General features: G+C 68.6%; 22 protein-coding genes. 12 read left to right on the top strand and 10 right to left on the bottom strand.

The features are described 5' to 3' along the window. The first annotated feature begins 84 nt into the window (after positions 1 to 84). The 7 genes from G4D83_RS06945 (at position 85) to G4D83_RS06915 (ending at position 7,421) form a co-directional block, all read left to right on the top strand. Positions 85 to 2,412 carry a Kelch repeat-containing protein gene (locus G4D83_RS06945; RefSeq protein ID WP_163863891.1) on the top strand — a complete coding sequence of 776 codons (2,328 nt, stop codon included), beginning with the start codon at positions 85 to 87 and terminating at the stop codon, positions 2,410 to 2,412. Positions 2,413 to 2,785: 373 nt separating this feature from the next. Beyond that, positions 2,786 to 3,520: a DUF6310 domain-containing protein gene (locus tag G4D83_RS06940; RefSeq protein WP_338041910.1), complete on the top strand. Its 735-nt coding sequence runs from the start codon at positions 2,786 to 2,788 to the stop codon at positions 3,518 to 3,520. A 5-nt stretch (positions 3,521 to 3,525) separates the two neighbouring features. Next, positions 3,526 to 4,293, top strand: a complete 768-nt coding sequence (locus G4D83_RS06935; protein WP_163863890.1) for a DUF5953 family protein — start codon at positions 3,526 to 3,528, stop codon at positions 4,291 to 4,293. Between the two features lie 103 nt (positions 4,294 to 4,396). Further along, positions 4,397 to 5,041: an HAD family hydrolase gene (locus G4D83_RS06930; RefSeq protein WP_163863889.1), complete on the top strand. Its 645-nt coding sequence runs from the start codon at positions 4,397 to 4,399 to the stop codon at positions 5,039 to 5,041. Positions 5,042 to 5,064: 23 nt separating this feature from the next. After that, positions 5,065 to 6,120: a Rieske 2Fe-2S domain-containing protein gene (locus G4D83_RS06925; protein WP_163863888.1), complete on the top strand. Its 1,056-nt coding sequence runs from the start codon at positions 5,065 to 5,067 to the stop codon at positions 6,118 to 6,120. Positions 6,121 to 6,127: 7 nt separating this feature from the next. After that, on the top strand, positions 6,128 to 6,697 hold the full coding sequence (locus tag G4D83_RS06920; RefSeq protein WP_163863887.1) for an RNA polymerase sigma factor: 570 nt from the start codon (positions 6,128 to 6,130) through the stop codon (positions 6,695 to 6,697). 88 nt (positions 6,698 to 6,785) lie between these two features. Next, positions 6,786 to 7,421 carry a methyltransferase family protein gene (locus G4D83_RS06915; protein WP_163863886.1) on the top strand — a complete coding sequence of 212 codons (636 nt, stop codon included), beginning with the start codon at positions 6,786 to 6,788 and terminating at the stop codon, positions 7,419 to 7,421. Positions 7,422 to 7,485: 64 nt separating this feature from the next. On the opposite strand, the gene G4D83_RS06910 is transcribed toward G4D83_RS06915, so the two are convergent. Next, entirely contained in the window at positions 7,486 to 7,698 is a 213-nt protein-coding gene (locus G4D83_RS06910; protein WP_163863885.1) for a hypothetical protein, read from the bottom strand. 141 nt (positions 7,699 to 7,839) lie between these two features. Beyond that, positions 7,840 to 9,267 (bottom strand): TolC family protein, encoded by a 1,428-nt coding sequence (locus G4D83_RS06905; protein ID WP_163863884.1) that lies wholly within the window; start codon positions 9,265 to 9,267, stop codon positions 7,840 to 7,842. 309 nt (positions 9,268 to 9,576) lie between these two features. Here G4D83_RS06905 and G4D83_RS06900 point away from each other — a divergent pair, with 309 nt between their 5' ends. After that, positions 9,577 to 10,074, top strand: a complete 498-nt coding sequence (locus G4D83_RS06900) for a MarR family winged helix-turn-helix transcriptional regulator (protein ID WP_163863883.1) — start codon at positions 9,577 to 9,579, stop codon at positions 10,072 to 10,074. 51 nt (positions 10,075 to 10,125) lie between these two features. Here G4D83_RS06900 and G4D83_RS06895 read toward each other — a convergent pair whose 3' ends face one another. From G4D83_RS06895 to G4D83_RS06875, 5 genes are all read right to left on the bottom strand, one after another. Further along, positions 10,126 to 10,929, bottom strand: a complete 804-nt coding sequence (locus G4D83_RS06895) for an energy transducer TonB (protein ID WP_163863882.1) — start codon at positions 10,927 to 10,929, stop codon at positions 10,126 to 10,128. A 15-nt stretch (positions 10,930 to 10,944) separates the two neighbouring features. Then, positions 10,945 to 11,379, bottom strand: coding sequence for an ExbD/TolR family protein (locus G4D83_RS06890; protein ID WP_163863881.1), 435 nt, complete (start codon positions 11,377 to 11,379; stop codon positions 10,945 to 10,947). 3 nt (positions 11,380 to 11,382) lie between these two features. After that, positions 11,383 to 12,093, bottom strand: coding sequence for a MotA/TolQ/ExbB proton channel family protein (locus tag G4D83_RS06885; protein ID WP_163863880.1), 711 nt, complete (start codon positions 12,091 to 12,093; stop codon positions 11,383 to 11,385). A 210-nt stretch (positions 12,094 to 12,303) separates the two neighbouring features. Next, the gene (locus G4D83_RS06880; RefSeq protein WP_163863879.1) at positions 12,304 to 13,503 is read right to left on the bottom strand and encodes a PQQ-dependent sugar dehydrogenase; all 1,200 of its coding nucleotides are present in this window, start codon (positions 13,501 to 13,503) and stop codon (positions 12,304 to 12,306) included. Positions 13,504 to 13,681: 178 nt separating this feature from the next. Then, positions 13,682 to 14,686: a hypothetical protein gene (locus G4D83_RS06875; RefSeq protein ID WP_163863878.1), complete on the bottom strand. Its 1,005-nt coding sequence runs from the start codon at positions 14,684 to 14,686 to the stop codon at positions 13,682 to 13,684. A 102-nt stretch (positions 14,687 to 14,788) separates the two neighbouring features. Between G4D83_RS06875 and G4D83_RS06870 the strand changes: the two genes are divergently transcribed. After that, the gene (locus G4D83_RS06870; protein ID WP_163863877.1) at positions 14,789 to 15,265 is read left to right on the top strand and encodes a hypothetical protein; all 477 of its coding nucleotides are present in this window, start codon (positions 14,789 to 14,791) and stop codon (positions 15,263 to 15,265) included. 63 nt (positions 15,266 to 15,328) lie between these two features. On the opposite strand, the gene G4D83_RS06865 is transcribed toward G4D83_RS06870, so the two are convergent. The 3 genes from G4D83_RS06865 to G4D83_RS06855 all read right to left on the bottom strand — a co-directional run bounded on the left by G4D83_RS06865 (position 15,329) and on the right by G4D83_RS06855 (position 18,689). Continuing rightward, positions 15,329 to 15,556, bottom strand: a complete 228-nt coding sequence (locus G4D83_RS06865) for a hypothetical protein (protein WP_163863876.1) — start codon at positions 15,554 to 15,556, stop codon at positions 15,329 to 15,331. Positions 15,557 to 15,714: 158 nt separating this feature from the next. Further along, positions 15,715 to 16,710 (bottom strand): aldo/keto reductase family protein, encoded by a 996-nt coding sequence (locus G4D83_RS06860; protein WP_163863875.1) that lies wholly within the window; start codon positions 16,708 to 16,710, stop codon positions 15,715 to 15,717. An 11-nt stretch (positions 16,711 to 16,721) separates the two neighbouring features. Then, positions 16,722 to 18,689 carry an alpha-amylase family glycosyl hydrolase gene (locus G4D83_RS06855; RefSeq protein ID WP_163863874.1) on the bottom strand — a complete coding sequence of 656 codons (1,968 nt, stop codon included), beginning with the start codon at positions 18,687 to 18,689 and terminating at the stop codon, positions 16,722 to 16,724. Positions 18,690 to 18,948: 259 nt separating this feature from the next. Here G4D83_RS06855 and G4D83_RS06850 point away from each other — a divergent pair, with 259 nt between their 5' ends. From G4D83_RS06850 to G4D83_RS06840, 3 genes are all read left to right on the top strand, one after another. Continuing rightward, positions 18,949 to 20,202 (top strand): zinc metalloprotease, encoded by a 1,254-nt coding sequence (locus tag G4D83_RS06850; protein WP_163863873.1) that lies wholly within the window; start codon positions 18,949 to 18,951, stop codon positions 20,200 to 20,202. A 249-nt stretch (positions 20,203 to 20,451) separates the two neighbouring features. Then, positions 20,452 to 21,693, top strand: a complete 1,242-nt coding sequence (locus G4D83_RS06845; RefSeq protein WP_163863872.1) for a zinc metalloprotease — start codon at positions 20,452 to 20,454, stop codon at positions 21,691 to 21,693. A 113-nt stretch (positions 21,694 to 21,806) separates the two neighbouring features. Next, positions 21,807 to 23,393 carry a hypothetical protein gene (locus G4D83_RS06840; protein WP_163863871.1) on the top strand — a complete coding sequence of 529 codons (1,587 nt, stop codon included), beginning with the start codon at positions 21,807 to 21,809 and terminating at the stop codon, positions 23,391 to 23,393. Positions 23,394 to 23,408: the final 15 nt, after the last annotated feature.

Raw genomic sequence — 23,408 nt, 5'->3', positions numbered from 1 at the left:
GCCTGTCTCCCTTTCCTCACCTCGCGCCCCAACTCGTCGGGGAGCCCGGCCGATTCCTGCTCACGCTGGGAAAAGGAAGCTCGAATGCAAATGCAAGGCAAGACGCGCTGGGGCTGGGTCTGTCTCATCATTGGAATGCTGGGGGCCTCCCTGGGCTGTGGCGCGTCGGGAGAGGCGCAGTCGCTGGGCGCGGTGGAGTTCGTGGGGGCGGTTTCGGAGGCGCTCGCGGGAGAGGACGTCACGCGCGTCACCGTCACGCTGACGGCCACGGGTGTCCCTGCGTCCACGGTGGCGCTGGTCCAGGACGCTGGGGCGTGGCGGGGGACGTTCCACCAGATTCCCGCTGGCACCGCGCGGACGTTCACCGCGGAGGCGTTCGATTCACAGGGCGCGCTGCGTTATCGCGGCGTGGCGGAGGGCGTCACGGTTGTGGCGGGTGAGACGGCGGTGGTGGCCATCACGCTGCAATCCCTCTCCACGGGGACGCCGTTCGACAACACGGTGCCTTGCATCGACTCGCTGGTGGCTTCGTCGAGTGTGGTGTTGCCGGGTGGCAGCATCGTGCTGCGGGCCACGGCGCACGACAAGGATGTGACTGACACGTTCTCCTATGCGTGGAGCGCCACGGGTGGGACGTTCACCACCACGGGCACGTCGACCACGACGTGGACGGCGCCGCAGGTCTCCGGGGAGTTCGCGCTGACGCTGACTGTCACGGACTCGCGCGGCGCGGCGACGAGTCTTCGCATTGATGTCCGCACGATGTCGACGGATGGCGGACCGAACTCGGGCGGGGCGACTGTCAGCGTGGCGTTCAACATGGCGCCGACGGTGCGGGGAATCACGGTGACTCGTTCGCCGGTGCCGGTGGGACAGAGCACCACCGTTACGGTGGATGCGGTGGACGCGGATGGGGATGTGTTGACCTACCAGTGGTCCACCGTGTGCGCTGGGGCTTGGACGCAGGCGACGTCGTTGTCCGCGTCGTTCACGCCGAGCGCCGTGCCGTCGGGAGACCCGTGTGGCAACTGCGCGCTCAACGTGACGGTGTCGGATGCGAAGGGTGGGCGAGGGCAGGGCACGCTGCGCGTCTGTGTGGGACCGGGCACGGGCCCGAGTGTGCCTCCTCGCATCGTCCTGGCGAACCAGTCCGCGAGCACGGTGGCGGGTGGTGAGGCTGTCACGCTGCGCGTACTGGCCGAGGACGGGGATGGTGCGGCGCTCACGTTCGGCTGGGCGTCCAGTGTCGGCACGGTGGGCACTGCGACGAACAGCTTCACGTCCAGCGAGGTCCGTTGGACGGCGCCGGCCTGCGTGGCCCAGGGCAGCGCGCCGACTGTCACGGCGACGGTGACCAACGCGCGAGGCTTCTCCGTGGCGCACACGTTCAGCGTGAGCGTGGTCAACGGGCCTGACTGTGGCAGCGGCACGGTGGCGCGGTGGGATGCCACGGGCAGCATGCTCACGGCGCGAGTCCGATATGGCGCCGTCCTGCTTGCTTCGGGCAAGGTGCTGGTGGCGGGGGGGTTCAATGCCCCGGGTACCCCCTTTGCCTCGGCGGAGCTCTACTCCCCAGACACAGGCGCGTGGAGTGCCGCGGGCAGCATGAGCAGGGGGCGCTTCAACCCCACGATGACGGTGCTTCCGTCAGGCAAGGTCCTGGTGGTGGGGGGGTTCCACAACACGAGCAGCTCGGGCGGAACGCGTGATGCGGACATCTATGACCCCCAGTCGAATGTCTGGACGGTCGCGGCCCCGATGACCTTCGAGCGGAGTTCGCACACCGCGACGCTGCTGCCCTCGGGCAAGGTGCTCGTCGTCGGTGGCGCTGCTGACTCCACGGGAGGGGGCAGAATCCCGGAACTCTATGACCCCGAGACGAACTCCTGGGTTCCTGTCGCGAGCGCGAGTGTGACCGGTCGGGCGAACCACTTCGCGCTCCTGTTGCCCTCGGGCAAGGTGTTGGTGGCTGGAGGCAACTCCACCGCCGAACTCTATGACGTGGCCACGAACTCCTGGGCCGCCGCGACGGGGCTCACGGGGGGCTGGACGCAGGCGTTCCTGTTGCCCTCGGGGAAGGTCCTGATGCACGTCAGCACCTCGTTGTGGGAGTACGACCCAGCGCTCAACGTCCAGCGGAGTGTGGGGACGTGGATTCACAATCGGACCTCGGGGTACGTGGTCATGTTGCCCTCCGGTCGGCTGATGTTGACGGGAGGCACGGAAGGCGTGGGGCTCACCACGGAGGTGTTCGACCCCACGACGGGAGTCACCGCCTACTCAGTGAGCCTGCCGAGCCCTCGGGCCGGATTCCGATCCATCGTGCTTCCCTCCGGCAAGGTGCTCGTCGCGGGAGGTGTGGTGAACGACTCGACCATCATCGTCAACACCGCGGTGCTTTACACACCGTAAGCCTCATGAGGCCGCCGCCCTCGTGTGACACGACGCGAGGGTGATGTCCTCCACCCGGGCACCCGTCCTCCTCCCAGGCCGGGTGCCCGCGAGTGCTCACGTCGGGAACACGTGCCCAGCCCCGACGATCAGCGGCAAACACAGCTGTGTTCCACGACATCTTGGCATCCCCGAAAGGACGGACGTGGCCTTGCGTCTTCGCGCTTGTCTCGCACTCCTTCTCCTCCTTCTCTCGGCCTGCGCTACATCCACGCCGAGTCCAATCGCCCCCGAGGCCCGGAGCCAGAGGCTCGCCAATCTCCAGAAGGCGGCGACGCTGCCCTGGAGCGATGAGGGGCGGTGCGCCGTTCAAGAGGCTTCTCATCCGTGGCCCGTGGTCGCGGAGCGGTGCTTTCACGCGCTCGACCACGAGAGAATCAGGTTTCGAGACCCGACAGGAAGGTGTGCCGTCGCCTCCGCGGGTGCGGCTGCAATGGGAATCGGAATCTGCATCCTGGCTGCACCGGAAATCGTTGTCGGCGCGGTGGTCATCACCGGTGCAGTGGTGGTGGCGGTCGTCATCAAGGAAGCGCTGGATGCCTATGATCTGCGACGAGGTCATTCGGAGGAAGCGAAGCCCGTGTCCCAAGCGGTGCCCTTGCCGAGGGAACCCGTGGCGGAGCGAAGACAGAAACCCGAGTCCTCAGGACAGGACGAGCCTCCCACGACGCCACCTGTTTCTCTGGAGCAGGAGCGCCGCCCGGATTGCACTCCTCGGCCCGTGCGACATCTGGGCGGAGATGCCTTGCACAACAGGTGCGCCGACAGGGTTCCCCAGAATGGATTCCCCGGCTCGGATGTGCTCGTCAACGGGAAGCGTTTCGACGCGCTTCAACCCCGCGCACGCGTGCTGTGGGAGGTGAAGACCGACAACTTCGATACGTTCTCGGTCTATCTCCAGAGGACTGTGCCTGGAAAACAGGTGGCGGAGCTGCGGCGAGAGCGGGCCCTCGCGCTGGCCTGCGGATTCGACTTCCGGGTCGGCGTGCGCAGCGCCGAGCACAAAGACGCGCTGGAGGTCGAGGCACCGGAGCTTGAGGGCATCATCGTCATCATGGAATGGTGCTGAGCGAGATGGCCGCCACGCGACGCAACGACCTTGGCATCATCGTCTACGCCCCAGCGCTGGTGCGCGATGATGACCGCCCCCTGGCCATCGTCCGTGCCATGGAGCGCGGGTGTCCTGGTCTGCGCCTGGAGTGGACGATCTCCGACGAGGGGCAACCCGTCCCACTGCCAGAGCGCGATGCATGGGTCGCCCAGGAGCGCCCGGACTCGCCAGGCTTTCCGCTCGTATGCAACGGTGGCGAAGAGAGCGACCTCGTGACGCTCTATGGGCTGGAGTTGCCGGCGGACTTCGGACCGAGAGGTCAGCCGCTGTTCGAGGTCCATGCGGCGCTGCCACTCAATGACGCCAGCCTCGCGGTCGCAGCGGAGGTGTTGGCCGATGTCGCGGAGAGCGCTCGCGCGTTCTGGGGGCAGATGACGCCGTTCCGCGCGGGGGTGGACATCGCGCGCCAGACGAAGAACTGGGCGGCCAGTCCGCAGCCACCACCACGCGGGCTCCCTGCCCTCATGCTCCCAAAGGACCTCGGCTCACCAGAGATTCCGCATCGACTGGGGTGGCTGAACTACTGGTCGGACGCCGCCGCACGGGCCATCGGATTCCCAGACCCGACGCGCCACGCGGAGCTGCTTTCACGGGCGCGCCGTACCGCGACGGGGGGATGGGTGGTCGGACTCACGGACGCGCCGCTCGACCTCGACAACCCAGTTCACCTCAAGACGCTCCTGCACGCCTACGAGCACCTCCCGGAACTCGGCGGGCGCCCAAGAAGGTGACGACCTCCACCCGGGCACCCGTCCGCCTCCCAGGCCGGGTGCCCGCGCGGGCTCACATCAGGAACACGTGCCCCGAGCGCACGAACCACGTATGCAGGAGCGCATGAGCCGCGCTGACTCCCGTGGAATCCTCTTCGACCTCGACGGCACGCTGGTGGACTCGCTGCCGGACATCATCGACACCTTCCTGCAAGCGTTTCCCCTGAATGGCCTCACCGCCCCCACCTACGCCCAGGTGCGAGCCCTCATCGGCCATCCGCTCGACCTCATGTATGCGGAGTTCGCGCCCCAGCACGTGCCCGCGCTGTGCGCCACCTACCGCGAACACTACCCACTCAATTACATGAACCGCTCGCGCCCCTATCCCGGTGTGCTGGAGGCCCTCGGCACCCTGCGCGAGCGCGGTTATCTGCTGGCCGTGGCCACCACCAAGAAGAGCCCCATGGCCCGCCGCTTCGTGGATGCCATGGGTCTGGGCTCCGTGCTCCACCATGTGCAAGGCACGGATGACTTTCCGCACAAGCCCGCACCCGACGTGCTCCACCGCGCCCTCGCCGAACTGAAGACAGGCGGCTTGTGGATGGTGGGAGACACCACGCTGGACTTGAGGGCAGGCAAGGCGGCCGGACTTCGCACCTACGGTGTCACCTGGGGCACTCACCCCGTGGAAGAACTGGCTGCTGAGTCACCAGACGAACTCCAGCCGGACCTGCGGCGGCTGCTGGAGCGTCTTCCTCCCCTGTCCTGAGTCCCTCGCTATACTTGGAAAGTATGGAGCCACTGCCTGATGTCCTCCGTCATTTCCATCCCGTGCTCCCCGCCGCGTCGCTCCGAAAGAAACCCGTCCGAGTCGAGGTAGCCGGTCGCGCCTACGCCCTCTTCCGGGACGCGGAGGGGCGCCCCGCGGCGCTCGCCGACAAGTGCCCCCACCGCTTCGCGCCGCTCTCCAAGGGCCGCGTGCGTCCAGATGGACGGCTCCAGTGCCCGTACCACGGCTGGCGCTTCGACTCGCAGGGGCAGGGCGCCAATCCCAGCCAGCCGGAGCTGCGTCACTGCACCGTGAGCAGCTTCCAGGTGGCGGAGCACCGAGGCTATCTGTGGCTCGCCCACAAAGACACGCCGCTGTCCGCGCTGCCGGAGCTGCCCGCCACCGACGGCTACATCTTCGGCGGCAGCTTCTCCGTCCTCTTCGAGGCGCCGCTGCACGTCGCGCTCGACAACTTCAGCGAGGACGAGCACACGCCCTACGTCCACACCCGCCTGGGCTGGGATGACCCTCACGCGGACCAGGTGCAGTTCGAGGCGCACAACCGCGAGGACCACACGGAGGTGCGCTACCTCGCCCCGCAGCGGCCCGCGGCCCTGATGAAGCTTCTGGGTGTGCGCGACGGCGACTTGTTCCGCAACGAGTGGGTGACGCGCTTCGACCCGGTGCACAGCCAGTACACCGTGAGCTGGGAATCCCCCACCGGCAAGCAGCGTCCCTTCATCACCCGCGCCAACATCTTCTTCGTGCCGGAGACGGAGAAGACGACGCGCCTGCATGTCTTCTCCTTCCTGCGCTGCGTGCAGCCGCTGCTCACGCCCTTCCTTCCGGTGGCGGCCCGCGTGGCCATGGAACTCACCCGCTGGGAGGTCGTCGACGACGCGCGCTTCATCCCCACCGTCGCGGGCACCCCCTACAGCCACAAGGGCATGCGCCTGGACCGCTTCGACAAGCCGCTCGTGCACCAGCGTCGGCTGATGGAGCGCATCTACTTCCACCAGCCGCGCGCCACCCCGGAGGACGAAGCGCCCGTGGCGCTCGCCCGCGAGGCCGTGGGCTGAGGACCGCATGAGCCTGGACGCGCGCGTCGTGGAGACCCTGGTCGCCCAGAGGCGCCGTTTCCTCGCGTTCCTCGCGCCGCGCGTGGGCAGCCCCGAGGAGGCCGAGGAGGTCCTCCAGCTCGCCCTGGTCAAGGGGCTGGAGAAGGGCGAGGGCTTGCGCGACGAGGAGAGCGCGGTGGCCTGGTTCTACCGACTGCTGCGCAATGTCCTGCTGGACCGCCACCGCCGCGCCCGCCGTGAGGAGCGCGCCCTGGCCGCCGAGGACGCGCAGGCCCCCCGCTCCACGGAGGACACCGAGGACCTGGAGTCCTCCGTGTGCGCGTGCGTGGCGGGGCTCACGGACACGCTCAAGCCCGAGTACTCGGCCGCCATCCGCCGCGTGGACCTGGAGGGCACCAGCGTGACGACGTTCGCCCGCGAGGAAGGCCTCACCGCGAACAACGCCGCCGTCCGCCTGCACCGCGCCCGGCAGGCCCTGGGCCGTCGCCTCATCGAGCTGTGCGGCACCTGCTGCACCCACGGCTGCGTGGACTGCGCCTGCGAACCGGGCCGCCCCCGCGTCACCGAAAGTCCCTGACGAATGCCGGTGTAATGCCGCGCGTGGGCCGAGCGTCAGCCGGGGCATCAGGGGCGGGCGGGTGCTCGCCCTTTCGTCGAGGACACCCATGGACACCGAATCCCTTCACCGCCTCGCGCTGCCCGCCAGCGCCGTCGCCTTCCTGCTCTTAGCCCTGGTGCTGCCCACCGCGCGGCTGCGCCGCCGCACGGGGAGCGCCGCCTTCGTGCTGCACCGCCGCGCCAATCCCTTTCAGCGCGTCATCGGCGTGTGCATGGGCCTGTTCATCCTCGGGCTGACGGCCTGGAGCGCGCTGTACGCGGCGCTGGGCCCGGGGCGGCTCGGCGTGTGGCCCGTGCCCGACGCCGTCCGGTGGTTGGGCTGGGCCATGATTGCCGCGGGGCTCGTCCTCGTGCTGGTGGCCCAGGTGCAGATGGGCGCCTCGTGGCGCATCGGCATCGACCGGGAGCCCACGGCGCTGGTGACGGACGGCCTGTTCTCCGTCGTCCGCAATCCCATCTTCGCGGGCATGTCGTGGGTGGTGGTGGGGATGGCCTGCGTGACGCCGAGCGCGTGGACGTGGATGGCGTGCGCCGACTCCGTGCTGCTCGTGTCTCTTCAAGTCAGGCTGGAGGAGGAGCACCTCGCGCGACTGCACGGCCCGGCGTATCGCGAGTACGCGGCGCGGGTGGGGCGCTTCCTGCCTGGGGTGGGGCGGTTGGAGTCGAGGGAAGTCGCGGCCTGACGGGCCGTCATGCTTCGTGGAGTCTCGTGCTCCACGAAGTCTCGACGGGAACCCAGGGCCGGTGTCAGTGCGCCGGCTGGACGGGTTCCTGCTGCTGCGGGAGTCCGACGCCGGTGCGGGCCTCGAACGCGTTGCAGCCGCTGGCGCCAGAGACCTTCAGGTCGTACGCGCTCAGGTCCGCCTGCATGCAGCGTTGTGTCTCGTTGTCACTGGGATTGGCGTTGCCGCTGGCGAAGTAGCGACAACTCTTGCAGTTGCCCCACGGTCCTTCCGCCATGATGACCTCCTCGGAAAAAGGGGTGCTGCTGTCTTCCTTCCGAGGGTGGGGTCGGTGGACGTGCCTCACAAGCGGGGCTCGCCACCGCCCCGGGAGGCGGTCGGTCCGGCGCCTGGGTTTCAGGCGCCGGACGGTGATGCCTTACGGCTGCTGCGCGGGCTGCTTCTGCTGCTCGAGCTGCGCGTCCGGCGGCACCTGCATCCCCGCCGGGTTCTCTCCCGTCGCGCCGGGCAGGGGCTGCACCGTGGGCGGCACCGCCGTCTCGTCCTTCAAGTCGGAGTCGAGCGGGCGGGCTTCGAAGGCACCCACCGAGCGCAGGAGGCGCAGCGCGGCGACCGAGGCCTGGAGGCGCTCGCTCACCAGGCCGATTTCGGCGTTGGTCAGCGCGGTGTTCGCGTCCGCCACTTCCAGGTACGTGGCCACGCCGGCCTTGAAGGAGACGTCGGTGAGGCGCTGGGACTCGCGCGCCAGCTCCACCGACTGCTCCGCCTTGAGGCGGTTGGCCAGGGCGCTCTCCAAATCCAGCTGCGAGCGCTTCACTTCCTCGCGCGCCGTCAGCTCCGCCTTGCGGGCGTTGGCCTGGGCCTCGACAATCTTGGCCGAGGACTCCGTGAGGTTGGCCTCGCGCAGACCGCCATCCCACAGCGTCCAGTTGGCGCCCAGGGTGACGAGCCACACGTCCGCCCGGCCCGCGAAGCCCGCGGCGTTGGCGATGCGCCAGGTGCCGGTGAGGCCCACGGTGGGCAGGTAGCTGAACAACACGCCGCGCTTGTTGATGCGCGCCAGCTCCGTCGTCTCACGGGTCGCCGCCACGTCCGCGCGCTGCTCCAGCGCGCGCTGCACCAGCACGTCCGAATCCGTCTTCACCGGCACCTGCGGCTCCGGCGGCGGGGCCACCTCGAAGTCCGGGCTGTCCAACGCCAGCAGCGTGGTCAGCACCAGCTTCGCGGACGCCAGCGCGTTGCGGGCGCGGATGAGGTCCTGCTCCGCGCGGGACAGGTCCTGCTCCGCGCGCAAGAGCGCCACGCGCGTCACCGTGCCCGCGTCGAAGCGGACCTTGGTGTCCTTCGAGCGCGCGCCGTTGAGCTCCACCAGCCGCTCCTGCACCGTCACGGCCTGGGCCTGCGCGGCGGCGCCGTAGTAGGCCTGCGCCACGCCGAAGAGGATTTCGCGGCGCGCCTGCTCCACGTTGAGCGCGGCGACCGTCTCGCTCTTGTAGGCCGCCTGGATGCCCGCCCACAGCTGGGGCGCGATGATGGCCTGGCGCAGCTCCGCCTGGAACTGCCGCTGCACCAGGGGCTGGATGACCACGGGCTCGGGACCCAGGGGACCCGGAGGAATGACGGCCGCGTTGGAGTTGCGGATGATGGCCGCGCCCACGGCGATGGTGGGCAGATAGCCGGCCCACGCCTTGCGGGACGCGGTGTCCGCCTGACGCAGGCGCGCCTGCGCCGCCTTCAGGTCCAGGTTCTCTTTGCGCGCCTGGATGAGTGCGTCTTCAAGGGTCAACACGGGGGGCGGTGCCGCGGCCAGGGTGGCCGCCAGGGTCAACGCCAGAAGTGAGCTCATAACCGCCTCTGCCTCCTCGTGGGGTCCGCGCCGGCGCGAGCCCCATGGGTCCTAGGTGGACTTGCTACGGGTTGTGTCTTGGGTCCGCGTCCCGGGCTTCTTGCCCGAGCGCGTCATGAACGTCAGGAATTCAGCGCGAAGGGCCGCACCGGCTCTTATGAAGGTCATCCGCCGGCGCATGGCTTCTTCCACGGTCCTGTTTCGAGTCGGCCCCACATAGGCCATGTCGTTCGATTTTGGAAGCTCCGGAATGTAGTAACCCTCAATAGTTGATGAAGTCAATTGTTTAGGTGCCGGGGGTGAATTACCATGAGCGACATGAGTGGAAGCAGCGAAAATCTGGAGCGACGGGGCAAGTCACCGCACTCCGGGCCGGAGGCCCGGGGGGACGAGCCGGGGGACCTGCCCAAGCAGGCGTGGACGCTGCTGTTCGAGCTGATGCACGCCCACATGAGGAACTTCCCCGCGCTGGCGGCGGAGTTCGAGCTGTCCCCGGTGCAGGCGCACGTGGTGCGTCAGCTCGGCGAGGGCCCGCTGGCGATGAGCACGCTGGCCAACTACCTGTCGTGTGACGCGTCCAACGTCACCGGCCTGGTGGACCGCATGGAGGCGCGGGGCCTGGTGGAGCGGCGCAGCAGCGAGCAGGACCGGCGCGTGAAGATGCTGGTGCTGACGGAGCAGGGTGTGGCGCTGCGAGAGCGGCTCCTGGAGCGGCTGGCGGAGCCGCCGGAGCTCATCGCCTCGCTGTCGGACGATGACCTGCGCGCGCTGCGCGACATCATGCGCCGGGCGCTGCGTCCGCAGTGACCTGCGCGCGGGCCCGCCCCTCCATGAGGGGGAGGCGGGGCCCGGGGCGCCTCAGTCCAGGAGGAACGTGTACGAGTACTTCATCTCCGTGGAGACGGCCTCGCCCTTCTTGATGGCGGGCTTGAAGCGGAAGCGTTTGATGGCGTCGCGCGCCGCTTCATTGAGGCCGTAGCCGGGGCCGGAGAGCACCTTGGCGGCGACGACGCGGCCCTCGTTGTCGATGGTGATGGACAGCGTCACCGTGCCTTCGATGCCGGCGCGGCGGGCCTCTTCCGGGTAGGGGACCTTCACCTCGGAGGCCACGGTGGGCTCGGAGTCCACCTGGTAGATGGGCGTGTACTTGGGCGCGGAGTAGCCCTTCACGTCCTTGGGGTCCTTCGCGGTGCCCTCCGCCTTGCCGTAGGCCGTGTTGCCCACGGGCGCGGCGAACGAGCCCGCGCTGGTGGTGGAGGACATCGTCATGCCCACCACCAGCGGCGGCGGCTTGGCCTGCGGCGTGGGCGGCGGCTCGTTGGGAGGAGGCGGCAGTTGCTCTGGCGGAGGCGTCTGGGGCTTGGGAACTTCCGCCACCTTGATGGGCGGCGGCTTCACCGCCTTGGGCTTGGGCGGAGGCGGCTTGGGCTCCTCCTTCTTCTCCTCGGGAGGAGGCGGCGGAGGCGGCTTCTGGACCTCCACCATGACCAGCTCCACCGGGCGCTGGACGACGGGGCGCGGGCGCTCGGCCATGAGGTTCAGGTACCAGAACCCCACGCCGTGCAGCACCAGCGACACGAAGAGGAAGATGCCCACCACCATGAGCGAGCGCTCACGGCGGGGGAACACGGGGGGAGAAGTGTCGACGGCCGCCTGGCTCATGCGCTGGGCCTTGCGTCAGGGTGTGGCGGGCGCGGCCGCGGGGGCCACGTCCTTCTCGATGTTGAGCGCGAACTTGGCGATGCCCTGGCCCTTCACCGTGTCGATGAGCCGCATCACCTGCCCGTAAGCAATGCTCTGGTCGGCGCTGATGATGGCGCGGGTGTCCTTGTCCTTGGCGATGGCCTCGGCGACCTTCGCCCGGAGGTCCGTCTCACTGACGGCGGCTCCGTCGAAGTAGAGCTTGCCCTCCTTGTCGAGCACCACGTTGACGAGCCCCTGCACCGTCTCGCCGCCGTTGGCCGCGCGGGGCAGGTCCACCTCCACCGTCTCGCGGACGATGAAGTTGGCCGTCACCATGAAGATGATGAGCAGCACCAGCACGATGTCCACCAGCGGGGTGACGTTGATGCCGGTGATTTCCTCGTCGTCCTGCTGTGCGCCTCCGGCCATGGGCTAGCGGCCCTCCGCCGTGCGAGCCGCCGCGTCGGGCGTGCGGCCCTCGGCGCGCATGCTGCCCACCAGCGCGTAGCCCAGGGCGTTGGCGCGGCTGGTGAGCGTCTTGAGCTGACGGTTGAAGATGTTGAAGGCGACGACGGCGGGAATCGCCACGGCCAGGCCCACCGCGGTGGCGACGAGCGCCTCCGAGATGCCGGCCATCACCGTCTGCTGAATCGCCGCGCCCTTCACTCCCGCGGAACCCAAATCATGGAACGCCTTGATGATGCCGAGCACCGTGCCGAACAGGCCGATGAACGGGGCGTTGTTGCCCAGCGTGCCGAGGAAGGACAGGAAGCGCTCGTACTGGGGACGCTCGCGGGACATGGTGGACGCAATCACCTGCTCCACGGTGTCCGCGCCCTGCGAGGCGGAGGCGAGCGCCTCGCGGATGATGGCGGCCTCCATGCCCGTGCGGCCCTGCACGGCCTTGCGCGCCGCCTCGAAGTCACCGCGCGCGAGCTGCACCGCGAGCGCCTCCGAGTTGGGGAGGCGGTTGCGGGCGAAGTACACCGTGCGCTCCAGCATGATGGCGATGGAGAGCACGGAGAGGACGACCAGAATCCAGAGGACCCACTCGGCGGAGGTGAGCGTGACGCCGAGCAGCTTGCTGCTGAGCCAGCCGAGCTCGGGTTGCCCTGTCTGGGCCAGGAGGAGGGAAAGCATCATGAAGGGAAGCCTGGGGGGAAGTGGGTGACGGGTGTCGGTAACCCGGTTGCCAACTCGCGCGCCCATCTCTTGTTCCGTCCGACCCTAAAGTCAAATGGATCGGCCGGTTTGTCCGCTTCCCGGGTCATTGGGCTCCGACTGGAAACACATTTGTCGCCTGGCCGTCGCCTCCAGTTCCGGTGGGCTTCCCGCGAGGGTTCAGGCCCTGGCTCAGAAGGGAGCGCCGGCCCGAGGGGTCATCTTGAGCAGCCGGCCGTTCGGCGCGTCGGTGAGCAGGTAGAGCGCGCCCTCGGGACCTTGGACGACGTCGCGGACCCGGGCGTTCCCCGCGGGCTTCAAGCGCTCCTCGCCGATGACCCGGTCGTTCTTCAGCACGAGCCGGACAAGGGCGTGGCTGGACAGACCGCCAATGAAGAAGTTGCCCTTCCATTCAGGAAAGAGGTTCCCCGAGTAGATGGTCAGCCCAGACGGGGAAATCACGGGGTCCCAGTAGTAGACGGGCTGCTCCATCCCTGGGCCCTGGGAGCTCTGGTGGATGGGCGCGCCGGAGTACTCCTTGCCGTAGCCGATGGTGGGCCAGCCGTAGTCCTTGCCCGGCTCGACGAGGTTCAACTCATCGCCGCCCAGCGGCCCCATCTCCACTTCCCAGAGCCGGCCCTGGCCGTCGAGCGCGGCGGCGAGCACGTTGCGGTGGCCTCGCGAGTAGATTTCGGGCCGGGCCCCGGCGGTGTTCACGAAGGGGTTGTTGGCGGGCACGGTGCCGTCGGTGTGGATGCGGACGACCTTGCCGAAGTGGCTGTTGAGCTGTCGGGCCTGGACGCGGCCGGTGAGGATGGAGCGCTCGCCCAGGGTGACGAAGAGGGTGCCGTCGTTGGCGAACACGAGCCGGCCTCCCGCGTGCCACAGCGAGTCCAGCGTGGGCTTCATGCGGAAGATGATTCGGAGCGCTTCGATTTTCGGCTGCGGGCCGTCCTTGAGCTTCCCGCGTCCCACCGCGAGCCCGTTGCCGCCTTCGCGCGGCTCGTAATAGGTCCAGTAGATGAGGCCGTTGGTGGCGAAGTCGGGGTCCACCTCCACGTCGAGCAGGCCGCCCTGCTCGCGGCCGTCCACGGGAGGCAGCCCCGCGACGGGCGCGGACTTCACGCCCTGGGGCGTGACGATGAAGAGGTTCCCGGTGGGCTTCTCCGTCACCAGCATGCGCCGGTCCGGCAGGAACGCGACGGCCCAGGGGTAGTTGAAGTCGCCGGCGATTTCGGTGACCTGGTACTGCGTCTGGGACTGCACCGCGGGCGCGCGCGTCTGGCCGGGGAAGGCCGGGTCGAACGCGGGCGCGGCGTCCTGGGCTCGCGCGGCTCCGGCGACGGACAGGACGACGGTGGTGCAGGCCAGGGTCATCCACAAGACACGCATGGGCATGGGGCTCCTCACGGGGCGGGTGAGAGGGTGGAACCCGACGGGTATCGGCCCTGGAGCGCGTGCTGCCCATTGGACTCGCGGAACGGTGTGCGCGGTCCAACACGGCATGCGTGGAGGAGTCAGCAGTAGAGGGGCTGGAGGCCGCGCGAACCGAGGACGCGGGCGGGGAGCGTCACTCCGGATAGGAGGTCTTCGCCCGCTCCTTGCGTTCCTTCTCCACGCGGTCCCGTTCGCGGGCCTGTTCGTCCAGGTGGCGGTCCATCCTGTTCGCGTTGTCGCGCTGTTCGCGGAGCTTCTCGGGATATTGCGCGGCGATGAGCGGAGCGAAGTGCTCCAGTGCTTCCTTGAGGTCGGGGAAGGGCACGTCGTTCTTCTCGACCATGATTTCCCAGGGCTCCGAGCTGGAGCTTCGGAGCATCTCGAAGCCGACGCCCCGGGCCGCCCAGGTCGCGGGGACGGGGATGGTGACGGAGATGTATTCGCCCAACGTGCAGGTCCGGATGAAGACCGTGGTCGGGTACTTGCGCTGGCCCCGCCGGTCCCGCTCCTGGTAGGTGAGCGAGCATGCCTCGAGCGGCCTCAGTTGCTCCTGGATGCGGGCCAGCTCGGGGAGCCCGCCTACGTCCGAGGTCGTCAAGAAGCCACCCTTCTTGAGCCCCGTGTTCAGCATGCCCAGGCCCAGTCCGACGGCAATCGTGCCCGTGATGACGAGGTACACCTTCATGTTGGAGTGCTTGTTGACGGGCTGGCCGTTGCCGGCACCGGACACGGTCGCTCCTGGCGCGCGGGCGAGGTCCCCCGGGGGCTGTGGTGTGGAGGCGCCCCTGGGCATGGCCCCGCCGGTGTAGCCAATCATGAAGGCCGCGAACAGGGAGACTCCTCGCAGCAGCCCCAGCGAGGGCTGGATGGGCAGCGCTCCAAGCGACTGGAGCCACGCGAGCGTCTTCGGAGCCGCCATGCCGCTGCATGCCATCATCACTCCCGCCCAGGCGATGATGAGGAGGATGTTCACCACCGTGGTGGCGCCCGAGTTCGCCGTCCTGCCGAGGAGCCTGGAGCGTGCCATCAGCTGGGGGTGCACGTGCTTCCTGAGCCACGTCCCGACGAACACGCCCAGCAGCAGGGGAACCCACAGCAGCAGCATCCAGAAGACCATGTCGGACTCTTGCCGATTCATGGACCGACCTTGCTCCAATCCCGGGTGAATCCCAAGGGTCGGTTTGTCTCACGGAGACATCAGGAACTTGAGAACGTGAGAGTCGGAGTACCCTGCGGCCCCATGGCCCGATACACCGTTCGACTCGACACCGTCCCCACAGGTCACTCGCTCCCCCCGCTGCTGGCGGACTTCGGGAAGTGGCTTGGTACGAAGACCTACGGGAGCCTTGGCTACTTCGAGCTCAGCGCGACCGAGGTCCCCCGGGAGTGGAATCCGGAGGTCGCCGAGCGGCTCCAGCGGGACGCGGTCTGTTTCCTGAACCTGCCGGATGGCTCGTTGCTGGCGCTGCTCCGGTTCGACGCGGAGGCGCCTCCGGCGGTGGTGCTGCTCGGCTCGGAGGGCGAGGCGCGCACCGTCTCCTCCAGTCTGGAGGGGCTGCTGCACGCCATCGCCGGAGGGAACACGGACCTCTCCGATATCGACGAGGACGGTGACGGGCGCCAGGCGTTGTCGGACTGGCTGGATGAGACAGGCGTGGATGTTCCCGACGTGGCCGACGCGCCTGACTTCAACGTGTATCTCGCGGACGGCGCGTGAGAGCGATGAATCGAAGAGCGCGGACCTTCGCGTCCGCGCCCTCCGACGTCAGGGTGGTGTCACTCAGCAGGACATGACGCAGACGTTGTAACAACCCCTGACGGTGTTGAAGCAGGCCGTCTCGCAGGCCGCGGTTTCACAGCCGGCCACGCACCTGTCGACCCTGGCATCACAAAACGAGCAGCACGGCGCCAGCGATTCTTCCGCGGCCGCGACCTCCGTCACTGAAGCCATGGACGCACTGACACCCATGACGACGCCCAGGAATCCCATCAGCAAGGTCTTCTTCATGTCTCCCCCTCTGCGCGTGATTGTGATTGCGTCCAGGGCGCCCCACGCGGGCGCGCCTTGGGAGGGATTAGTCCATGTCTTGGGTTGGCGCTTTCAACCCGGTCCCCTCTCGAATGTCGAAGAGGGGACAGAGGTGTCTGTCGCGCGACCGCCGTGCTTCAAATCTTCCGGTCGGGCGCGTCGGTGAGGGCGGGGTTGCGCTCGACGACGGGGCCGAGCACCTCGTCGATGCGGCGCATCAACTCCGCCTCCAGCTTCACGCCGGCGGCCTTCGCGGTGTCGTGGACCTGCTCCGGCCGGGAGGCGCCGATGATGGCGGAGGAGACGCCCTTGTTCTGGAGCACCCAGGCGACGGCGAGCTGCGCCATGGTGAGTCCCGCCTGCTCGGCCAGCGGGCGCAACTGCTGCACGCGCGTGAGGACGTCGTCCTTCATGAAGCGGGCGATGAAGCGCGAGCCGGTGGGGTCCGTGGCGCGGCTTCCCGACGGAGGCGGCTGGCCGGGGAGGTACTTGCCGGTGAGCACGCCCATGGCCATGGGGGACCAGACAATCTGCCCCAGTCCCTCATCGAGCGACGCGGGGATGACCTTCTCCTCGATGACGCGCCAGAGCATGGAGTACTGGGGCTGGCTGGAGACGAAGGGGATTCGCAGCTCGCGGGCGAGCGCGGCGCCCTGACGAATCTGGTCGGCGGTCCACTCGGAGACGCCGATGTAGTGCGCCTTGCCCTGACGGACGATGTCCGCGAAGGCGACCATCGTCTCCTCCAGCGGCGTCGCCGTGTCGAAGCGGTGGGCCTGGTACAGGTCCACGTAGTCCGTCTGGAGGCGGCTCAAGGAGCCGTGGATGGACTCCATGATGTGCTTGCGCGACAGGCCCCAGTCGTTCTTCCCCGGGCCGGTGTTCCAGAACACCTTGGTGAACAGCTCATAGCCGGCGCGGCGCTGGCCCTTGAGGGCTCGGCCGAGCACGGACTCCGCGCGGGTGCCGGCGTAGACGTCCGCCGTGTCGAAGGTGGTGATGCCGACGTCCTGCGCTGCCTTCACGCAGGCCACCGCGGCATCCTCTTCCACCTGGGAGCCGTGCGTGAGCCAGTTGCCGAAGGAAATCTCACTGACGGCCAGACCACTGCGACCAAGATGACGGAAGTGCATGGGGCCCAATCCTACCAGCGATTCCTCGACAGGATGACCGCGCTGTAGGCCCCGAGCGAGAGCGCCCCGCGCGCGGGCAATCCATCCCGTCCACCCCATTCCCCCCAGACGTCATGCACGGCGGTGTCTCCGAAGTCCGGCGAGTAGCCCCGCCAGTCCCCGTTGAAGCGCACCCGCCACAGCCCGTCCGAGGGCAGGCCCAGCTCGTACCCCGTGAAGGCGCGGTGCCCCAGGTTCACGATGACGACCACGTCGTCTCCAGGCCCGCCGTGCTCCCAGCGATGGAACGCCATCACCTTGTCCACGTGGTTCAGGTGGAAGACGTTGACGTGTTCGCCACGCAGGCCCGCGGTGGTGTCGTGCCAGTTGCGGCGCAGGCGGATGAGGTCCCGGTGCGCCTGGAGGACGCCGCCGAACCAGCCCGCCTTGTTCCAGTCGAGCGGGTCTCCGTCGTCGAAGTGGCCGTCCTCCAGGAACTCCTGCCCCATGAAGAGCATGGGGATGCCCGGCGCCGTCAGCGTCAGCACCGCGCCCAGGAGCGTCTTCTTCTTCGCGAGCAAATCGCCCGGGTTGTAGGGCGAGACCTCCGTGGGCAGCCGGCTGCGGCCGTTGGCCACCTCGTCGTGGCTCTCCGTGAAGATGACCCGCTGGGTGGCCGCGCCGTTGTAGCGGAAGTACAGCGCGTCACGGACGGCGTTCAAGTCACGCCACTCGTCGAAGGGGGTGACGAGCGCGGCGCGGACCGGGTGCACGAAGGCCGCGTCCCACTGCGCGTCGAAGCCCGCGCCCTGGGGATGGGTGACGGCGGGGTCGGCCGCCATGTCCTCCGCGATGAGCAGCTTCCAGGGGAACTCGCGCTTCACCGCCTCGGAGATGGCGCGCAACAGCTCCCAGCCCGCCGGGTTGTCCACGCCGCTGGCGGTGCGAATCTCCTTCGTCGCATCCAGTCGCAGGCCATCCATGTGGTACTCGCGCAGCCACATCAGCGCGTTGTCGCGCAGGTAGTCGCGCACCTCGGCGCGGCCGTAGTCCGGGCGCGTGTCTCCCCACGGCGTGCTCGCGCGCCAGTCCGCGTAGAAGTACACGCCGCCCCGGCCGAACGTCTCTCCGTCGAAGTCCCAGTGCGGCAGGTCGCTGGGCCCCAGGTGGTTGTAGACGACGTCCATGATGACGCCGATGCCACGCCGGTGCGCCTCGTCCACGAAGCGCTTCAAGTCATTGGGCGAGCCGTAGGAACTCTCCGGCGCGAAGGGGAAGGTGGAGTTGTAGCCCCAGGAGAAGTCCCCCGCGAACTCGGCCGAGGGCATCAACTCCACCACGTTGACGCCCAGCTCGCGCAGGTAGTCGAGCTTGTCGATGGCGCTCAGCCAGTGGCCGGGCCCCCAACCGGGCGCGTCGTTGAACGTGCCGATGTGCAGCTCGTAGAGGACGGCCTCGCGGAAGTCCGGCATCCGGAACAGGCCGTCGTAGCGCCAGTGGAAGTCGCGGTGGTCCAGGATGACGCTGTTGCCCGTGGAGTTCGTCACGTCGGCCGCGCGCGGGTCATTGCGCCAGCGCCAGTCGCCGTAGCGCCCCTGGATGATGAACTGGTACTGCTGGCCGTTGCCCGCGCCGGGGATGTCGCGGGAGAAGTTGCCGGAGGGCTCGCGCGCCAGCTCCACCGCGTGCCAGTGGCTGAAGTCGCCCACCACCTGCACGCGCTGCGCATGGGGCGCCCAGACACGGAACGTCGCGCCGCCGTCGAAGGGGATGGCGCCCATGCCCGGCCGCCACGACGGCTCCGGCTGGGGCTCCAGCGGCACGAAGGCCGTGAGGAAGCCGGGCGCCTGGAGCTGGTCCGCGGGCCCGAACAGCTCCGGCGCGGAGCGTGAGCGCGTGGTGCGCTGCAACACCTGGTTGCCGCGCTGCTTGCACGCGGCCTCGCTGAAGTCCTTGCGCGACCCGCGTGACTCGTCTGGTTTCGTTTCTCGGTTCGACATGCTTCCCCCGCTCCGTGGACGCCGCGCGATGCGCCGCATTCCGACAGCGGGAGGGTCCCAGGGTAAATCCTCCCCAGGGGGCCGGCCCTCGTTCAATTCAAGGCACTGAGTGGGTTCGTTCGCACCTGCTCAATTCCTATCGTCCCAAGATGCAAGGATTGGTCTGGAGTGGTGAAATTGGTAAATCGAAAAATCTACGAAAATCGTATGAAGGGCGTTGCGCGACGTGATGCAACTCCTCGCAGCACAAAGGAAGCGTATGAACCTGCTTCAGAAAAGTCTGTTGTCAGCGTCCCTGATGTTCCTGGGGGGCAGTGGTTGTGGTGTCGCCGAGATGCCGGAGGCCGAGACGGCGGCCACCATGGCCCAGGAGCTGGCGACCGCGGACGCCGTGCCCCTGCCGCTCCCGGTGGGATGCCTGCTCTCCTCGCTGGACACGGACAAGGACGGCATCTGCGACATCGTCGAGATGCTTCTGGGCACCAATCCCAACAGCACCGACACGGACGGGGACCGGCTGAGCGACTACGCGGAGTCGTTCGGCTTCGGCGGGATTGACCTGGCCACCCTCGGGGCGAACGCGCGCAAGAAGGACATCTTCGTGGAGATGGACTACTACCCCGGCCTCCGCCCCACCCAGGCCACGTTGAACCGTGTCATCACGGCGTTCGCCAACGCGCCGGTCAGCAACCCGGACGGTACGACGGGCGTCACGTTGCACCTGGTGGTGGACCAGCAGATCGCCGCGGCGGACGCGGACGCGGACCTGAACCCCGTCTGGACGGACTTCGACAAGATCAAGTCCAAGTACTTCGCGGCGAGCCGGGGGCCGTTCTTCCACTACATGCTGATTGCGACCCGCTACGACGGCGGCAACTCCAGTGGCATCTCTCGCGGCATCCCCGCCCATGACCTCGTGATGACCCTGGGCTTCGCCGGAGGCGGCACGTCGCTGGACCAGGCCGGCACCATCATGCACGAGCTGGGGCACAACATCGGCCTGCGTCACGGCGGCACCGACCACGCCAACTTCAAGCCCAACTACCTGAGCATCATGAACTACGAGTACCAGTTCTATGGGTTCAGCATCGGCGGGGTGGCCAATGTGCTCGACTACTCGCGCGTGCAGGTCGCCGCCTTCAACGAGCTGGCTGTCAACGAGGGCTCCGGCTTCGCGCCCGTTGCTCCCACCACCGAGGCGGACCTCGCCCGCATCAGCGGGCTTCGCTTCAACGGCGTGTCGGTCGTCGGCAACGCGAGCACGAACACCGACTTCAATGGCAACGGTGTCCTCGACGCCGCGACCTACAGCCGGGACTTCAATCGCAGCGGCTTCGCGGACGTGTTCCCCGCGACGCAGAACGACTGGACGGCCCTGCTCTATGACGGAGGCGGGCAGATTGGTGACCCCGGCCTGGGCCTCCTCCGGAGCCTGAGCCGCGCGGAGCGGTTCCTCACCACCCCGGAAGAGATGGAGCCCTGCCAGCCCCTGGAAGTGAGCCGCATGCCGTAGTCCCTCACCCCAAGGGAAGCCTCACATCCCAAGGCCGGGTCCTCCTTCGTGGGGGGCCCGGCCTGTTGTCTTTTTTGCCCGAGGCGGAAGTCTGGCAATAGGACGGAAGTGCGCTGTCCGATTTCGGACGGTGACGGATTTGTCAGTGTTGTCCGGCCTTTGGATTGCCTTGGATGTGACAGGGATTGCGCGCCGCAACGGAATGCGCTGCCCGATGTGAGTCAAATCCTCGCTGTACAAAGGAAGTGTATGAGCCAGCTTCAGAAGACGCTGCTGACAGCCTCTCTGATGTTCCTTGGGTTGAACGGCTGTGGCGACGCGGAGGTCCAGCAAGAGCCGACGGCGAGCGCCCGTCAGGACGTGGCCCTGGCCCCGCCGCTGCCGCCCGGGTGTCTGGCCACGGACCGGGACGCGGACCAGGACGGAATCTGTGACGTCGTGGAGGCGACGCTGGGCACCAACCCCAACAGCTCCGACACGGACGGTGACCGGCTGAGCGACTACGCGGAGGTGTACGGGCTCGACGGAGTGAACCTGCCCGCCTTCGGAGCGAATCCGCGCAGGAAGGACATCTTCGTGGAGGCGGACTACTACCCCGGCCTCTTCCCCGCGCAGACCACGCGGGACCGCGTCACCTCGGCGTTCGCCCTCGCGCCGGTCAGCAACCCGGATGGCTCCACGGGAATCACCCTGCACCTGGTGGTGGACCAGCAGATCGCCGCGGCGGACGCGGACCAGGATTTGAACCCCGTCTGGACGGACTTCGACATCATCAAGGCGAAGTACTTCGCGGCGAACCGGGCGCCGTTCTTCCACTACATGCTGTTCGCGAACCGCTACAGCGGCGGCAACTCCAGCGGCATCTCCCGAGGCATCCCCGCCCATGACTACGTCGTGACGCTGGGCTTCATCGGCGGTGGCTCGGCGGCGCAGCTGGCCGGCACCATCATGCACGAGCTGGGGCACAACATCGGCTTGCGCCACGGCGGCACGGACCACGCCAACTACAAGCCCAACTACCTGAGCATCATGAACTACGAGTACCAGTTCTACGGCTTCACCATCGGCGGCGTGGCCAACGTGTTCGACTACTCGCGCTTGCAGATTGCGTCCTTCAACGAGGCGACCATCAACGAGGTCGCCGCCTTCACGCCGGTGGCTCCGACCACCGAGGCGGACCTCGCCCGCTTCGGCGGGCTTCGCTTCAACGACATCCAGGTCGCCGGCAACGCGAGCGCCAACCTCGACTTCAATGCCAATGGCGTCATCCAGGCGGCGAGCTACGCCCGGGACCTCGACCGCAATGGCGCGACGAACAGCGTGTTCCCCGCGTCGCAGAACGACTGGCTGGCCCTGGTCTATGACGGGGCCGGTACGATTGGCGACTCCCAGTTGGGGGCCCTCCGGAGCCTGAGCCGCGAGGAGCCGTTCCTCGTCGCCCCGGACAAGATGGAGCCCTGCCTCACCGTGGAACCGGGCCGCACGCCGTAATCCGTGCGGTCGAATCCCGCCGCCAGGTCCCGCTGTCCTGGGGACCTGGCGCGCGGTTACCGCTTCGCGTGGCTTGTAGGGGCCGTCCGAGTGTCCGACACTGGCTCTCCCTCATGGCCGCCAGCGAAGAACGTCGCCTCCAGGCTCTCGTGCTCGCCCCGGTGCGACGCGTGCAACGGCGTCTCAACGCCGTGGCCTGGGCCCAGGCGAGCCTCGTTCCCCTGTGGGCCACCGTCACGGCCTGTGTGCTCGCCCGGCTGCTCTTGCGTGACGCGTGTGTCTGGCTCCTGCCGCCGTTCGTCCTCGCGGGGCTGACGTGGGGGTGGCTCCGGGCGCGTGCGCGCGGCGTCTCGCTGGAGCAGGCGGCCGTGCTCGCGGACCGCTCGGCCAACGCGGGAGGGCTGCTCCTGACGCGGCTGGAGCGACCCGTGGGGGAGTGGGAGCTGACCGTCAATCAGCTCGTCCGCGACGTGAAGCCGCCCGTGGTGGAGTGGCGCCGCCCCGTGGGCGCCGTGCTGGGCGCGCTCCTGTTCCTGCTCGTCGGCTTCCTGCTTCCGTTGCCCGCACCCCGGGGGCCACGCGCTCCCCACGCCGCCGCCGCCGCGAAGGTGGAGGCGGTGCAGGCACAGGCGGAGGCGCTGGCTCGGGAGGAGCCGTTGGGCGAGGCGGTGGAGGACGAGCTGCGCCGGCTGGCCGAGGAGGTCGCCGCCGGTCGCTTCGACTCCGGTGACTGGGAGGCCGCTGACTCCCTGGAGCGACGACTCGCCGAGCGCGCCGCCGAGGCCGCCGCCGAGCTGGCCCAGGCCTCCGAGGCCGCGCGAGATTTGGAGGAAGCCCTGGGCGCGGCGGGGAGCGCCGAGTCCGCGTCTCGCGAGCGCGAGGCGCTGGAGCGCGCGCTCATGGGACTGGAGTCCTCGGAGGCTTCGAGCGGCGAATCCCAGCCGGAGGGCGAGGACTCCCAGGCACAGGCTTCGGCCCGCTCGGGTGAAGGGCAACAAGGACAGCAGGGGCAGGACCCGAACGGGACGCAGGGCACCTCTCCGTCGGAGCAGCAGGGCACGGCGGGCTCGAAGGAGCAGCAGGCCCAGGCCCAGGCCCGCGCACAGGCAGCGGGCTCCCCGGACCAGATTTCGGAACTGCGCCAGTCGCTGGAGCGTCGACAGCAGTCACTCGCGCAGCGCTTCGAGCCGCGCGAGGGCCAGGGACAGCAGGCGAGCTCGCGACGTTCGGGCCCGCGTCAACGGCAGGGCGCGGGCGAGCGCGGTGAAGGTGCGTCCCGACCCGGGCAGCAGGACGGCGAGCAACGGGGCGAGGGCGAGGGACAGGGGCAAGGTGAGGGGCAGGGCGAAGGCGCCGGACAGGGGCAAGGCGAGGGGCAGGGGAACACGGGCCATGCGAGTCGGGGGACGCGCAGTGGCACGGGGACGGAGGGCGGCGGGCCCAGCCCGCTGGTGTTTGGAGGTGAGGCGGAGATGGACCCTGGCCGCCTCGCGTTCGAGCCGCTTCCGGAGGGACAGGGGGGCGAGGCCGGAGAGCTCTGGGGGCTCGAGGCGGCGGACCCTCGGCGGAACACGGGGGCGGCGGGAGGGGCGGGCTCGCGGGGAACGAGCGCGCGCGGTGAGGCGACAGCGGGGCCGGGAGCGCAGCCGTTGTTGCCGCGCAATCGCGACCTCGTGAAGCGGTACTTTGGTGGCAAGTAGCCTGGAAGGGGAGAC

It is taken from the genome of Myxococcus eversor (assembly GCF_010894455.1).
GTDB lineage: Bacteria > Myxococcota > Myxococcia > Myxococcales > Myxococcaceae > Myxococcus > Myxococcus eversor.
Note: the sequence above shows the minus strand (reverse complement) of the source record. Positions and strands in the feature narration are given on the sequence as shown.

Bases quoted from the DNA above. Each gene is read 5' to 3' on its own strand.
- G4D83_RS06945 (WP_163863891.1), top strand. From the start codon at position 85: ATGCAAATGCAAGGCAAGACGCGCTGGGGCTGGGTCTGTCTCATCATT.
- G4D83_RS06935 (WP_163863890.1), top strand. From the start codon at position 3,526: ATGGCCGCCACGCGACGCAACGACCTTGGCATCATCGTCTACGCCCCA.
- G4D83_RS06930 (WP_163863889.1), top strand. From the start codon at position 4,397: ATGAGCCGCGCTGACTCCCGTGGAATCCTCTTCGACCTCGACGGCACG.
- G4D83_RS06925 (WP_163863888.1), top strand. From the start codon at position 5,065: ATGGAGCCACTGCCTGATGTCCTCCGTCATTTCCATCCCGTGCTCCCC.
- G4D83_RS06920 (WP_163863887.1), top strand. From the start codon at position 6,128: ATGAGCCTGGACGCGCGCGTCGTGGAGACCCTGGTCGCCCAGAGGCGC.
- G4D83_RS06915 (WP_163863886.1), top strand. From the start codon at position 6,786: ATGGACACCGAATCCCTTCACCGCCTCGCGCTGCCCGCCAGCGCCGTC.
- G4D83_RS06910 (WP_163863885.1), bottom strand. From the start codon at position 7,698: ATGGCGGAAGGACCGTGGGGCAACTGCAAGAGTTGTCGCTACTTCGCC.
- G4D83_RS06905 (WP_163863884.1), bottom strand. From the start codon at position 9,267: ATGAGCTCACTTCTGGCGTTGACCCTGGCGGCCACCCTGGCCGCGGCA.
- G4D83_RS06900 (WP_163863883.1), top strand. From the start codon at position 9,577: ATGAGCGACATGAGTGGAAGCAGCGAAAATCTGGAGCGACGGGGCAAG.
- G4D83_RS06895 (WP_163863882.1), bottom strand. From the start codon at position 10,929: ATGAGCCAGGCGGCCGTCGACACTTCTCCCCCCGTGTTCCCCCGCCGT.
- G4D83_RS06890 (WP_163863881.1), bottom strand. From the start codon at position 11,379: ATGGCCGGAGGCGCACAGCAGGACGACGAGGAAATCACCGGCATCAAC.
- G4D83_RS06885 (WP_163863880.1), bottom strand. From the start codon at position 12,093: ATGATGCTTTCCCTCCTCCTGGCCCAGACAGGGCAACCCGAGCTCGGC.
- G4D83_RS06880 (WP_163863879.1), bottom strand. From the start codon at position 13,503: ATGCGTGTCTTGTGGATGACCCTGGCCTGCACCACCGTCGTCCTGTCC.
- G4D83_RS06875 (WP_163863878.1), bottom strand. From the start codon at position 14,686: ATGAATCGGCAAGAGTCCGACATGGTCTTCTGGATGCTGCTGCTGTGG.
- G4D83_RS06870 (WP_163863877.1), top strand. From the start codon at position 14,789: ATGGCCCGATACACCGTTCGACTCGACACCGTCCCCACAGGTCACTCG.
- G4D83_RS06865 (WP_163863876.1), bottom strand. From the start codon at position 15,556: ATGAAGAAGACCTTGCTGATGGGATTCCTGGGCGTCGTCATGGGTGTC.
- G4D83_RS06860 (WP_163863875.1), bottom strand. From the start codon at position 16,710: ATGCACTTCCGTCATCTTGGTCGCAGTGGTCTGGCCGTCAGTGAGATT.
- G4D83_RS06855 (WP_163863874.1), bottom strand. From the start codon at position 18,689: ATGTCGAACCGAGAAACGAAACCAGACGAGTCACGCGGGTCGCGCAAG.
- G4D83_RS06850 (WP_163863873.1), top strand. From the start codon at position 18,949: ATGAACCTGCTTCAGAAAAGTCTGTTGTCAGCGTCCCTGATGTTCCTG.
- G4D83_RS06845 (WP_163863872.1), top strand. From the start codon at position 20,452: ATGAGCCAGCTTCAGAAGACGCTGCTGACAGCCTCTCTGATGTTCCTT.
- G4D83_RS06840 (WP_163863871.1), top strand. From the start codon at position 21,807: ATGGCCGCCAGCGAAGAACGTCGCCTCCAGGCTCTCGTGCTCGCCCCG.